General features: G+C 66.5%; 6 protein-coding genes and 3 pseudogenes. 8 read left to right on the top strand and 1 reads right to left on the bottom strand.

Going from position 1 to position 13,542, the window contains the following annotated elements:
• The first annotated feature begins 232 nt into the window (after window positions 1–232).
• The 3 genes from ACFWI9_RS18080 (at window position 233) to ACFWI9_RS18070 (ending at window position 3,418) form a co-directional block, all read left to right on the top strand.
• On the top strand, window positions 233–883 hold the full coding sequence (locus tag ACFWI9_RS18080; RefSeq protein WP_387163107.1) for a hypothetical protein: 651 nt from the start codon (window positions 233–235) through the stop codon (window positions 881–883).
• Window positions 884–1,536: 653 nt separating this feature from the next.
• Window positions 1,537–1,902, top strand: coding sequence for a DUF6228 family protein (locus ACFWI9_RS18075; RefSeq protein ID WP_387163073.1), 366 nt, complete (start codon window positions 1,537–1,539; stop codon window positions 1,900–1,902).
• Window positions 1,903–2,245: 343 nt separating this feature from the next.
• The gene (locus ACFWI9_RS18070; RefSeq protein WP_387163072.1) at window positions 2,246–3,418 is read left to right on the top strand and encodes a glutathione-independent formaldehyde dehydrogenase; all 1,173 of its coding nucleotides are present in this window, start codon (window positions 2,246–2,248) and stop codon (window positions 3,416–3,418) included.
• Window positions 3,419–3,691: 273 nt separating this feature from the next.
• Here the strand turns inward: ACFWI9_RS18070 and ACFWI9_RS18065 are convergent, their stop codons facing one another.
• Window positions 3,692–5,191 carry an APC family permease gene (locus ACFWI9_RS18065; protein ID WP_387163069.1) on the bottom strand — a complete coding sequence of 500 codons (1,500 nt, stop codon included), beginning with the start codon at window positions 5,189–5,191 and terminating at the stop codon, window positions 3,692–3,694.
• Between the two features lie 362 nt (window positions 5,192–5,553).
• On the opposite strand from ACFWI9_RS18065, the pseudogene ACFWI9_RS18060 reads away from it, so the two are divergent.
• The 5 genes and pseudogenes from ACFWI9_RS18060 to ACFWI9_RS18040 all read left to right on the top strand — a co-directional run.
• Window positions 5,554–5,951: pseudogene (locus ACFWI9_RS18060) on the top strand (transposase); the annotation flags it as partial.
• Window positions 5,952–5,958: 7 nt separating this feature from the next.
• Window positions 5,959–6,089: pseudogene (locus ACFWI9_RS18055) on the top strand (IS481 family transposase); the annotation flags it as partial.
• A gap of 80 nt (window positions 6,090–6,169) precedes the next feature.
• Complete coding sequence (locus tag ACFWI9_RS18050) at window positions 6,170–6,982, top strand: hypothetical protein (RefSeq protein WP_387163067.1); 813 nt, start codon at window positions 6,170–6,172, stop codon at window positions 6,980–6,982.
• Between the two features lie 368 nt (window positions 6,983–7,350).
• Complete coding sequence (locus ACFWI9_RS18045) at window positions 7,351–10,617, top strand: hypothetical protein (RefSeq protein WP_387163064.1); 3,267 nt, start codon at window positions 7,351–7,353, stop codon at window positions 10,615–10,617.
• 214 nt (window positions 10,618–10,831) lie between these two features.
• Window positions 10,832–13,542 (top strand): annotated as a pseudogene (locus tag ACFWI9_RS18040) (hypothetical protein); the annotation flags it as partial.

The raw sequence follows: 13,542 nt of genomic DNA, 5'->3' as shown, positions 1-13,542 counted from the left end.
CGCAGGTGCAGGAGCAGCATCCCGTTGCCTGGCCCATGTGATAGCCGCGCAGGGTGGTGGACTCGCTCTCGGAGGCCCGGTCGGGCACGAACTGCGCAGCGCTTTCGGATCAGGGAACGATGGGCCTCTCGTCACCCTTTCCGCCGACGAAGAGGGTCTACTCAGCGAGGGGTTGCCCACCTCCGTCCGGCATATTGCTGTCGATCCCGAGCATCAACCACTTGGACCTCCGATGTCACAGGCGCGTCGCAGGCAGTGGCTGGCCTGGGCACAGCGCCGCGGCGGTTTGCTCATCGAGTACGACCTGTACGGCGGTCTCCGCAGCGAGACGCCCGCACCGAGTCTCTGGCGCATGAGTGCCCGAAGCGCCTCAGCTGTCCATGTCGGCTCGTTGAGCAGGACGCTGAGTCCCACACTGCAGGTGGACTACCTCGTGTTCTCAGCATCTCTCAGTCTGCGCCGTAGCCTGCTCCAACATGTCAACGAGCCCCCCTCCCCCATCGTCCAGGACGTGTTGTGCCAGCTCCTCGATGAGGGTCATGTGACGCGGTACACCCGGCGGATGATGCCGGTGTACCGGCAAAAGCGCGACCTCGTACGACGTGTGCTCGGCGACCTCGGCACTGTCGGCCAGTCGGCCTGCACGGAGTTCGGCACCCACGCGGTCCTCACACTGCCGCGGGCTGTGTCCTGCCGGACGGTCGCCGCGGAGCTTCGGCGGCATGGTGTTCTCGTACGCACCCTCAGCTCGTTCACCAGCGGAGCGGCGGCGCCCTCCGATGGGCTTGTGATCGGGTACACCCATCTTCCCGTTCCGGAACTGGAACGCGGTCTGACGCTCATCGCAGGCGTTGTGCGGAGTGTGAGCCGTTGCTCAGCGTAGCCCCGGCACCGAGCTGCCACATCCACGTTACGGAGAGCTCTTCCGGCCTGGGTGAAGCCGGTGCTCAAGCCCCTCATCAGCGGTCCGTCGATGCCTCCGGACCCGGTGACACCCCCCGGATCATCAACAACAAGGAGGGAAGTCATGCCGGACCCGAAGGCTGTTGGCCCCATTGCGGAGCCATGAAAAGGCAACAGGGGCATGGCGGCCGCCGGGCGTGCGGGGGCGAAGCGTCCTGGTCTGGTGGTTCGAACCTCCACGGGTTGTGGCCACCCGGGCTCCGGGCCGAGGAGGACCAGAACGCTCCATGCCCTCGGCGGTCCTTCCCGGCAGGCGGACGGTGTCCGACCGCGTACAGGTAGGCGCGGCCAGTGTCGCGTCAGCCGGGGTTCGCCATCGTCGCGACGCCCGGGACGGCACTCCCCCGGCTTCGCCGGGAGGTACCCCATGCCGCGTCGCCGATTCAAGGTCCACCACGAGGTGGACTCAGCGCCTTGCGATCTACCACACCTGACACCGCTCCTCGACGGGCAAACCCCGGCAGACACGGCGCTGGGAACGAGTGCCTTCACTGTCGGTGAACCGCTGTGACCAACCGCGGACCTACCGCCCGAACGGTTCCGCACGACTGACCACTGCCGCCCTGCGGCCCAGTGGTACGCGTGGGAGACCCCGGACCGCGACCGGTCCACCTGCTCTTCTCCGAGCCGACGGGACCGTTCGGGGACGATCCCACGCTCGACTTCCTTGTGAAAGCTCGCGGCAGTGGGTGGGCGTCGAGACCCTGGTGCGGACAATGGGACGGCGACGGCCTCGACACATTCCTCTCCACGCCGGCCGAGGACTTCCGCGGCTGGGAAGGAGCGCGGGCTGGCGGTCCCTGGAACACGAGACCGCCCTGCCCCTTCGGCACCGGCACGGTCTGCCCCGACGCAGACGGTGGCGGCGAGCTATGCCTCCCGCGAAGTCGCCAGGCGTGGGGCGGGAACGCTGCGGTCCTGCAGGGCGGGCACTTCTGAGTGCCCTAACAGCTCGTCGTCCACGTCTTCGCCGCCCTGGCGGAGTTCATCCGCGAGCTCAGCGTGATCGAAACCAACGAAGGACTGGCCACCGCATCGCGCTCGCGGCCGGTTCGACGGACGCCCTACGGTGGCTACCGACGAGATCGTCCCGTGTTGGTCCTCAAGGTCGGGCGCGTCATCAGGTATTCAAAGGACGGCGGGTGGCCGGGGCGGCTCTGCCCCGGCCACCCATTGGGGGACTTGAGCGTGGCCGTCGGAGCAAACAGATGGGAGAGGGCAACGCGCGGGGCAGTTGTATCGACGTGCCGCTGGAACACGGTCTTCCCAGATAAGGAGCCTCATGAAGGCTGTGGTGTTCGAAGGAACCCGAGCGGTGTCCGTGCAGGATGTGCAGGATCCGGAAATTGAGCAACCCACCGATGTGGTCATCCGCGTGACCTCCAGCGCCCTGTGCGGAACCGATCTCCACATGTACGACGGCCGAACGGGCGCCCAGCCCGGACTCGTGCTCGGGCACGAGCCTCTGGGAGTGGTTGAGCAGGCCGGACCCGCCGTCAGCGCGGTCTCGGTGGGTGATCGGGTCGTAGTCCCCACCCATCTGTACTGCGGCACCTGTCTCAATTGCTCACGGGGTCTGAGCGCCGCGTGCAGCCGGGTCCGCCCGGGAGGCTTCGGCGCCGCGTACGGGTACGCCGGAATGGGAAGGTACCGCGGAGCTCAGGCAGAGCTACTCAGGGTGCCCTTCGCAGACGCGAACTGTGTACCCCTCCCCGGTGACCCCGGAGACGTGAACGAGGACGCGTTCGTGCTGCTGGCCGACGCCTTCGTCACCGGCTGGCACGCAACGGAACTCGCTGGTGTGCGCCCCGGCGCCGTCGTGGCCGTCTTCGGTGCGGGCACGATCGGGCTGCTCGCCGCTCACTCCGCCGTGCTACGGGGAGCGGCGCAGGTGTTCGTGGTGGACCGGATCCCGGAGCGTCTGGACGTAGCGCGTTCGTATGGGGCAGTGCCCATCGATTTCCGTGACGGTGACCCAGGGGAGCAGATCCGCGCACGTCGGCGTGCTGGACAGTTGCCGCCCGGTGAGGAGGGCATGGACGGCGTTGACTGCGGGATCGACGCGGTCGGCTTCCAAGCCGTCGATCGGTCCGACTCCGCCCACGAGAATCCCCGCCAGGTCATCGAGGACCTGGCGGCGCTGGTGAATCCGACGGGGCGAATTGCCATCGCCGGGGTGTACGCGGCAAGGGACCGTGCTCCCGCGGCGGCCGGCCACGCGGACGGCTCCCTGCGGGTCCCGTGGGCGATCCTATTCGACAAGGGTATCCACCTGGGATTCGGCCGGACGCATGATCGTCGATACACGGCCCTGCTGCGCGACATGATCCTCGCAGGTAGAGCCGAGCCCCAGCGGGTGGTGAGCCATCACGCAAAGCTCGACGAGGCACCCGGGTTCTACCGGGACTTCGACCGCAGGGCGAACGGCATCATCAAGGTGGTGATGAGACCGTGAGACCGGCCAGTCCGGGAGGGTGCAGCAGGTGCCGAGTCTGGGCTGGGGCAGTTCTTGCGGGACGCGTGCGTACGCCCTGATCAGCAGCTCGTCTATCTCGGGCAGCAGGGTGCCTGCGAGCTGGCCGCCCCGGCAGAGCCGGATGTCCAGGCCAGCGCCCATCTCGGGCCCTTTCCTGCCGCGATGCGGCTATGGCTCCGATGCTCCGATGAGGACCTTCCGGACAGCTCCCGGCTGTCCGGAAGGCCGTAGCGCTCCCTGCAATCTGGTCACTCACTGGTCTCGCCCCGTCAGTACTGAAGGTCGCCGATGCTCCCCCTCGGCGGAGATTCGCAGGTACGGCTTCGCCTTGATGCCATAGACGAAGGCTACGAGGGCCAACACGAGAAACACGATGACGACGGCCCAGACGACATACCAGGGTGCACCGGGGGGAGCCAGTTCGACACGGGGCCAAGCAACGTTGACGGTCTCGAATACGAGCCAGACGACCGCGAGGATGTTGATGCTCAGACCTCTGCGCCCTAGCTGAAGCGTTTCACCGCCGGCTCGCACGCGTCCGGTGGTCCGTGCCCATAGCGCGCTGCCGGTGACGACGAGGAAGACGATGTAGAGGCCGCCGGAGCCGAAGGCGATGAGCGTTCCGGCCGCTTGGCCGTCGATGCCCAGAAGGAGTCCCGCACTTGCTATGACAGTAACCGTAGCGAGCGCAACGTGCGGAACCTGGTTGCGGTTCAGCTTGCGTAGTGCGCGTGCAGCGGGCAGTGCTCCGTCACGAGCCATGCCGTATATCGCTCGGGCGAGGTAGGTCTGCACGGAAACCGCGCAGGCGAGAAATGCCACGAGGACGACCGCGAAGAAGGGGCGTTCCGCCCAGGTACCGAAGGATTCCACGATTGCGGCACTCACCGGGTCGGCGATCGCCCCGGCGTGCGCAGCGGCGACGTCTCTGAGGGACAAGGTGACAGAGAACGCCGTCAGCATGACCACCAGGCCGACAGCGAGGAGCGATCTGAGGATCGCGCGGGGAACGTCTCGCTCGGCGTGCGTGGACTCCTCTGCCACCTGGGTGGCTGCGTCGAAGCCGAGAAAGGCCCATCCGCCAACCGCAAGGGCAGCGAGGAAGCCGACCGTACCAGTGCTTTCCTCAGCCACGGTGAACAGGATCGAGAATCCGTGGTTGCGGAAGAAGAAGAGCAGCACGAGCCCGATGCCGACGGATGCCACGGCCTCGGCGATGATCCCGGCATTGAGGAACCACTTAAGCGGGTTGATTCCCCAGTGGTTGACAGCCAGGGACAGTACGAGGAGGACTGCTGCGCATGTGATCTGTTCCGTCGGGTTCGGTGCTCTTCCCGCGACGAGCAAGAACAGCCAAGGGCCGCCGAGGTAGGCGACAGTGGTGAGGGAAGCCGCCGCCGATGCCAGGTAGAGGAATCCGGTGAACCAGCCGAGGCGCCCCCCGACCAGGCGGCGGACCCATTGGTAGCAGCCACCGGCGAGTGGCCACTGCGAAGCCAATTCCGCATATACGTAGGCCACCGAGAGCTGCAAGACCAGGACCAGCGGTATGATCCACACCCAGGCTGGCCCGATGGTGACGTATCCGAGGGAAACGACGGAGTAGATTCCGACGACAGGGGAAATAGTAGCGAAACCGATTGAGAAGGTAGACCAGAGACCCAGCCCTCTCCGCAATTCTTGCGGATATTCAGCTGTCTCTGCGTCGCCGCCAGAGCTTGCGGTTCGGTTTGGATGGTTTCTCGGAGCCATGGATCCTATTGCTTTCTGATGAGTCAAAACCGCCCGCTCGGTCCACAGCCAAAGCACACTCTCTGCCTGTGCTGAGTGGGGGAGTTGGAAGTGTGGCCGCCAGCGGCCCGGCGTACCAGAGCAGCCCTTACTCAGTGCGTCGGCGACTGCTACTCGATCGCTCGCCAGCCTGTGCACCTCGGTAGGCCGCGCACATGGCGGGGCAGATGGATGCGCCCACATGCACGACCGACACAGGAATCGGGCAGGTGGTGCGATTACGGCTGAGGTCGGCGAGAGCGGTCCGGAGCAATGCTCAAGACCTGTGGAGGGGGACGTACCTTCCCGGTGGTTGATCGCTAGGTCACCGAGCAAGGCCGACGTTGCAGCGTCGGTCGGTACTGGCCGCCGCGCTGGAGGCCGAGGTCAACGCCTACATAGCCGAGTTGGCCGACCAGCGAGACGAGAGCGGCCGGCGTTTGGTGGTCCGCAACGGCCACGATCAGCCGCGGAAGGTCACCTCGGCAGCCGGGGTGTTCGAGATGTAGGCACCGCGGGTGAATGCCAAGCGCGTCGATGAGGCCACGGGCGGGCGCAAGAGGTTTGCCTCGGCGATCCTGGCGCCGTGAGTACCGCAAGTCCCGAACATCAGCAAGGTGTTGCCGCTGCTCTACCTGCACGGCCTGTCCTCTGGCGACTTCCTGCCTGCGCTGGAGCAGTTCCTCGGCTCGACGGCCGGCTGTCGTCGGCGACGGTCACCCGCCTCACCCAGCAGTGGCAGGCCGGCCTACACCTCAAACCACGAGCGCACCCAAGCTCGGGCAGCCGTCCTCCATACCTACAACCACCACCGATGCCACACCGAACTCGAAGGCCACCCGTCACCCGAGTGAACAACGCTCCAGGTCAATACATCTAGGTACCCACTACTCTCACTCACGAGGCAACGATCGGTCTACCTTCCTCGGACATGCCACCCCTTAGGAAGCACCGTCGGTCGTGAACACAAAACCAAAGGCCTCCGTCGCCATCGGAGCAACTGCGCTCATTCTCGCGGACCTGACGTCCGGGTACCTTCTCGCCACGGATCTCTTCGCGCCACACACCACCCCCGGTTCGCTGGGGATGATTCTGCTGCTCGCAAGTACGGCTGCGACCGTGCTCGCGGGCCTCAAGACCAACACCGCCCTCGTTCCTGCGGGCCTCGCGGCGGCCGGGCTCGGCTTCCTCGTTGTCGGCCTTGTGTACGGAAACACCGTCAGCCTCGTAGCAGGCCTGTGCCTGAGCGTGTTCGGCTCCACTTCGGCCGTCTTGTTGTGGAGAGCGACCGCCCCCCACCGGCGAGCGGCGAACTCCAGCGCTCCGCGAGCTCGCGCCACACGCCTGTGCGAGCCGGCGCAACTGGACACCCAGTTGCTCGGGCTGCTGGAAACGACCACGTCCAGGTACTCGCTGGGCGACCTGCACGCGCTGTCCCCGCTGTGCTGTGAGACACGCTACGACAACGCCCGAATCGCTCCTGCCCCGTGGCAGACGGTATTGGGCGCATGCGTTCTCGCCGGAGGGGTCGTGATCCTTCTGGACGTGCATGCCAGCGGCGACCGGTACGCAGTCGTCGGCAGGCTTTCCCAGACGACGCTCAGTGGACCGCACGGCCAGGAGAGCGGTGACCTCTGTCTCCGGATCCACTCGACTTGGTTCGGTCACGCCGAGGCGGCGTCTCGCGAATTCGGCGTGGACGAGGGTCAGGCCATGCAGACCTTTGTCACCGCGTTCCACGAACGACTGACGAGTGCCCGTCACGCCTTGTGATCCGAGGCATGGACGTTACGGCTGGGATCGCCCTCCTCTGTCGGGGGTATTGAGCACGTGTTGGCCCGCGATCCGGGGTGCCCGCGTCCGACTTTCGTGACGGGCTGACCGCTACGGCACCCGCAACCACCCGGCCGGTGTCCCCGCGTGCTCGCCCCACCGTCCTGCTGCGTACCTGTCAGTTCAGCCCCGTGTGGGCGTCTCACATGCACAGTCGTTCGCCTGACGCTCGTCAGCGACCCCACTTCACCGCTGGCGCCACCGGACCTCCGTTGTCACGCCGGTGCTTACCGCTCACACCTCGTATCGACCCGCCGATCTCGAACCAGAGGGATGACATGTCCGGCAACACGCCATCGCACGGAAAGATGTCCCGTCGCCTGTTTCTGCGCTTCTCCGGTCTGGCCGGCGTCGCAGTCAGTGCCGCAGTCATCAGCCGCGGTATCCGGGCCGACACCGCAGCGATGGTGCCGCTGCCGGCCCAAACCCTCTACCTGCGGCGCCGTGACGACATGCTCAATGTGCGTGTGGTCGCGGTGAACCTCTACCTCGTGGAGTCCCCAAAGCCCAGACTAGTCCTCCGCGTCCCGGACCAACCCGCCTACCTGGTAGTCGATTTCGGTCCCCAAGCCGCACAGGAGGAGGCCTTTCACTCCAGTGAGTCACCCGACGGTCCGCCGGTGTCTCTGGAGTGGGGCCACGCGAGCAGACTCGCCTTCGATGTGAGCGATCATCTGCCACTGCCTTACACGACCGAGGCTCTTCTCGGCTGGGCGGCGTTCGAGCCGCGACTCGTGCCCAACGCGCAGGGGCGGGAAGTACCGGACCACTTCGTGGGCGAGTTGCGACCACCGACCGGGCACGAGACGGCGTTGGAGGTGCCATACGGGCTGATCGTCTCTCCGGACAGCACGGGCGCGTGGTGCCATGTCAGTACTGCGGAGCTGCCTGCTTCGCCGAGCGGCTGGACTGAACTGTGGCACACGCGTCTGGGCACACGCGTCTTCGACGAGTCGGACGACACGTGGCTCGCGCGTGAGGACGACACCGTGCGCGCGCTTCGAGCCGTTTGGATGCCTGATGCGCGCTTTCCCCAGTGGCTCCAATCGCCGTCGTCTGTCCCGGATGCCGGTCCGTACACAACCTCTCTGACTCCGAGGAACCGCTACGACCTGGTACGGCTGTCGTCCGACTTCTCTCTGTCCGATTCGCCGGAACCGATTGAAACCGACGCTCTGTCGCTGTCCGCGCTCGGTGCCACCCTCGACGCGCAGGGAGCCTGGACTACTCCCGGCGGCTACAGCGCCGGGTTGTCCCAGTGGTCGCACGACCTTGCCCAGGGGCGCGACCAAAAGGTCCGAGTCGTCCAGCAGGGCTACCTCCTCCCCTTCGGACACCGCGCAGCGTACATGCGGGTGACCGAGCGCCAGATCGAGGGTGGCGCCGGCAGCGGAGCAACGGGGTACCTGCGTTCCCGTGACTTCCTGGTGGTGACAGAGCCTGAGCGGGACTACGCCTCCCACCCGCACATACCAAATCAAGGGAGGTCGCTCCCCTTCCGCAGGGTCAGGGCGCTTTCCCGTAACGTCGGGCCCCTGGACGTGCCGACCAAGTACGGCACATCCTCGGCCACTCCGTCGCCTGGCGGTGACTCGGCGTACGCCTTCATGGCCAAGTCCGGAGCTGCTCCACTGCCCGTGCACTTCGTGGGAGTGGACTGGGAGGGCCGACGTGTGCCCTTCACAGCGCCGGTGGTCTTCATCAGCGAGAAAGGCGCGGCGAACCGGCAGTTGCGCAATGACGTCGCCACGCTGTACAACGCGCAAACGGCCCCAACGGATGCCGCGCGTATCGGCCGCGTAGGGGGCCGGATGCTGGCGCTGGCACCGATGTCCCGGCCAGGCGACACCAGCCTCGCGGTGCGCACCCTGTCCTTCGCGATGACGGCCACGAACCCCGCCACGACGGGCACCGCCGGATTCCCCACGGTCGTGCGACTCACGGCGGACCTGCCGAAGGCGGTACGCGAGCTCGTCTCCGATCCCGCAGAGACCGCGTACGAGTACTTCCGCGACTACGTGAGCTCCGGGTTCAATCCGGAGCGGAACGCCGGCGAGGTCTTCCTGGCCAGAGCCAACGCCACCGCGGCCCAAGCCTTCGCCTTCGCCGTCGACAAAACAGGCGGCCTCGTCTCTCCCGCCCTGGTCCTCGAGGGGATATCGCGAACGTTCGGCCCGGTGGCGGGCGACTTGACTGAGGTCGCCGGGCAACGCTTCGACCCCGCCAAGATGTTCGGAGACCTCGACGCCAAGCTACTCGGCGGGGTACTCCTCAAGGACGTGCTCGCGGAGCTTGCCGATGATGTCAGGAACGCCGAGCAGGCGATCAGGGTGGTCTCAGAGGAATTCCACAAGCTCGAGGACGGTGTCCGGAAGCTGGAGCGCGTCGAAGCACGGTTCGACTGGCGTCCGGCACTGAAGGCCGGGCCGGGTTCGTTGCGGTTGTTCGTCCCCGGTGACAACAGCAGCCTGCACCTCGAGGCAGTCTCCGTAGCTCGTCTTCTACCTCCATTGCACGCAACGTACTCGGTGCGGGGGGAGATGCGAGATGTCTCCATCAACATCTGGGGCGATTCGCAGCCCGGTCACTTCGTGACGGTGGACATCAAGTTGTTGCGCTTCTCATCCGCCAAGGGACAGAGGCCGGACATCGACTGCGAACTGGGCGAGGTGTCCTTCCATGGCCCGCTCCGGTACCTGCAGGAGGTCGCACGCCTGTGCCGACTCTCCGTGCCGGGGGTTCCCGACTCCCGGTCCTCGACCGGGCGGGCGGCCAGGTCGGCGGCTGCCGATCGCGAGCCGTCCGCCGGCAACGGCTCGCCGTTGTCCGTGGCAGTGGTCGGCAAGCAGATCCAGGCGGAACTGTCGCTGGCCCTGCCGACGTTGTCCTTCGGTGTCTTCGGGCTGAACGCCATGACACTCTTCGCGGGTCTCTATCTGCCCTTCGACGGATCCCCGGTCCGCTTCAAGTTCGCTCTGAACAGTCGTCAGGCACCCTTCTCGCTCACGGTCTCGTTCTTGGGCGGTGGGGGCTTCTTCGCCCTTGAAGCAGGCGCTGACGGAGTGGAAGGCCTGGAGGCCGCCCTGGAAGCAGGCGCGGGCACGTCCTTCGACGCAGCCGGAGTCGTCTCGGGCCATGTCGAGGCAAAGATCGGCATCTACTTCGGCGTCCGCACAGTTGCCGCCGGCGACAGCACTGCCCAGCAAGTGGAACTGTCCGCCTATATCCGAATCGGCGGCAGGGTGGAGGTGCTGGGACTGGTCTCCGCCTCTCTGGACTGCTACCTCGCCCTGACCTACTACTCGCAGCCTGATCGTCTGGTCGGAGAGGCTCGCGTGACGATCTCGATCGACCTCGGACTGTTCGATACCTCGGTCACTTTCGGCGTCCGGCGGGAACTGGCCGGTGGTGGTTCGAGCACTGCCTCCGCGCCTGCCGGAGCCACCACGGCGCGCGCCGCTCGGTCCCTCTCGCGTGCCGCTACGGCATCGACCGGGGTGCATTCCTTCGCCGACAGCTACAGCCAGACCGACTGGTCGACGTACTGCGCCACCTTCGCACCCGTAGGAGCCTGACATGCCCGAACAGAGCATCATGTGGACGGTACTGCCCCGCGGGGGCGACTCCCGCCGTATCAGGTTCGCCGTCCACGTGGCGCCGCGCCTGCGTACCGACGGGAAGAACGGCACGCTGGGAGACTTCCCTGACTGGACCGACTGGCCCGCCACCCTCGCGGATGCCGTCTTCCGTCTGTCCTTCCCCGAAACCGGCGCCAAGCCCGCACGCCTCGTGTCCGAGCCGGACAGCACCCGCTGGAAGGCTTTGTTCACCTCAAAGACCGCTGTCAGGGGGCACGCTTTCACCGACCACAGCAACAGGCTCGTACGGTCCTACCCGGTCAGTCATGTGCTTTCCTTCCTGAAGGACCGCTGGGGTCGAATCGGTGCCGCGGCGGTGGACGCTCCGCCGCACTACGAAGACCTCATCGGCGATGACGTCTTCGGTGCCGTCGGCTTCGAGGAAGTGACCGTCGGCAGCCACGGCAAGAGCGGATACGGACGACGCGGCAGGATCATCGAAGACCTCGAGAAGTCGTTGCGGTCAGGCCGGGCCATCGGGTTCGACCCGGCGGAGGCGCGCTCCGCTGACGGCCTTGCCCGCGTCTTCCTGCAAGCCGAGCGTTTTCACCAGCGGAACAGGAGCGCGGGCACCGGTGCCCTGCCGGCCCAGCCTCGCGAGCACCTGGACTTCCATCAGGCCATCGCCGCTACTCGGGAGTACCGGGGCTTGCAGAGGCTGCTTGGCCTTGTGCTCGAGTTCGAGGTGACCGACGCTGCGGCAGTGGCCCTTCTGACCAGCGCGAGCCGAAGGACCGCGGCCTCACTAGAGGTCACCTGGTCACCAGAACTGCCATCTGGCGGCCGGAAGGTCGATGTCCTGCCCCGCACTCACTGCTTGATCGGTGAGAACCGGTTCGAGGCGGCACCAAGGGATGCGGAGCGCAGCGATACCGTCCGGGGCATGCTGCGAGTCGGCGACGGAAGCCGGTTCCTCGTCGTACCGGTGGACCCCGACGGGGGCGCGCTCTTGTCACGGCAGTTCGCCGACACCCTCACCCGCTCTCGGCTCAAGACGGGAGAGCGGGGAAAACGCAGTCACGCGAGTGCGGACCGCTTCCCACTACCCGCCCTGCGCTCGGCGGGGCTGTCAGTGGCCAGAAACGGCAGAGCAGCCGCGTTGGTGAGCACTCTCACCCACGCCGCCCAGGCCAACGGCCGCACATACGACAGTGACGGCCGCCCGCGTACCGAAGTCCTCGACCTCTACGCGGAGGACCTCATTCGGGGCGAACGCTGGGACGTGCGCGACATGAGCGGCAGCGTGTGGCGATCCCTGATGGCGCGGGAGGGCCAGTACGTGTTTCACAGCGACGGTGGGTCGGTCGATATCACCGAGGAAGGCCAGGTATCCACCACGCCCACTACCTCCGGCGCCCCAGAGGACACCGATCTCTACCTCGGCGAACCACTCATGCGGTGGAACGGCTGGAGCCTGGCCGTCAGCCGTATCGGCCGGTTCCTCCAACGGGACGGAACCATGGCGGAGAGCCAAGCGGAGCCGGACGCAGACTTTCCGGTGACCACACGATTCGAGGTGCCCGCACAATCGTTGCCGCGCCTGCGGTACGGGCGCAGCTACCGGTTCAGGGCCCGCGCAGTCGACCTCGGCGGTGACAGCATCGCTTTCACCCCTGACACGCTCTTCCCCAACGTGCCCGAACTGCAGACAGCGACTGTGGTGCACCGACGGTTCGAGCCTGTTCCCTCCCCCGAGGTGTTCGCCCGGTCGGCCCGGGTGCCGGGAGAGTCCGCACGGCATGTGGTCATCCGAAGCGAGAACGGCTCCGACACCACCACCGAAACCTCAGAGCGACACATCGTGCCGCCTCGCGCCAGCCAGGACCTCGTCGAACAGCACGGTCTTCTCGATGGTGATGCCGCTGGAAGCCCCCTACGACCTGAGGTGTACCCCATCCTGGCCACGCGTGACGCTGCCCGGCTGGAAGACCTTCCCAGCGCTCGGCAGGAAGCTCCACCCCATCAGGACTGCTGGTACTTCGACACCAGCAGCCTGCCCGTGCCCTACCTTCCCGACCCACTGGCCAAGAACGTCCTGGTGCGAGGTCTTCCCGGGGCGAACACGACCGCGACGGCGCCGACTCTCACCACATGGCCCGACGCGCAGTCGTTCAGGATGAAGGTGACCCGCGCGGCGAAGGTTTCCAGGTGGAGCTGGAACGAGCGCGAGCTCGAAATCTCCCTCGCCCCCGGCCACGAGTACCGACTGCAGCTCTCTTCCCAATTCACGGAAACCGACCTCGACCTGATGGGCCTTTGGAAGTGGATCGAGGATGGGGTGAGCAACTGGAACGCCACCCGCTCCCGGAGGGAGCAGCTGTCTCTGGACTCACTCCGGGAGGCGGCCGTAACCGGCCGTCACCCCATGCTCAGTCCCACCGCCCGTGTCACAGCCGTCCACGCCGTCCGGACACCTCTGCAGCAGCCCAACGTGAAGAACCTGACGACCCCCGACCGGACCAGGGGGACGACCGCCGTCGACTTGGGCGGCACGATTCTTCTCGACCGCCGCTCCACAGGAACGCTCGACCTCCTGGCCTCCTGGCAACAGCCCGTGGACAACGGACCGGGCGCAGCCGACCCGGTCACCCCGCAGTCCTTCAGGGCCACGCCGCTGACCGCGCACATCACGCGCGACCCCGACCCCGACCCCGGCCCTGACTCGATCGCAGTCGACGCCAGGCACGACTTCAACGACACGCGACACCGCGTCGTCACCTACACTGCGCTGGCTACCAGCCGTTACGTTGAGCACTTCCGAGAAGAACGAACCATAACCCTCGACCGCGGGAAGGCGACGCTACCTCTCTGCGAGGCCTCTACGGTGAAGGCATGGCTCGTCGTCGGCAGCCGGCCACTGAC

It is taken from the genome of Streptomyces sp. NPDC127084 (genome assembly GCF_042724175.1).
Classification (GTDB): domain Bacteria; phylum Actinomycetota; class Actinomycetes; order Streptomycetales; family Streptomycetaceae; genus Streptomyces.
This window is presented reverse-complemented; position numbering and strand designations above follow the sequence as displayed.

Excerpts from the sequence above, each read along its gene's own strand:
- ACFWI9_RS18080 (WP_387163107.1), top strand. The coding sequence starts at position 233 with ATGTCACAGGCGCGTCGCAGGCAGTGGCTGGCCTGGGCACAGCGCCGC.
- ACFWI9_RS18070 (WP_387163072.1), top strand. The coding sequence starts at position 2,246 with ATGAAGGCTGTGGTGTTCGAAGGAACCCGAGCGGTGTCCGTGCAGGAT.
- ACFWI9_RS18065 (WP_387163069.1), bottom strand. The coding sequence starts at position 5,191 with ATGGCTCCGAGAAACCATCCAAACCGAACCGCAAGCTCTGGCGGCGAC.
- ACFWI9_RS18045 (WP_387163064.1), top strand. The coding sequence starts at position 7,351 with ATGTCCCGTCGCCTGTTTCTGCGCTTCTCCGGTCTGGCCGGCGTCGCA.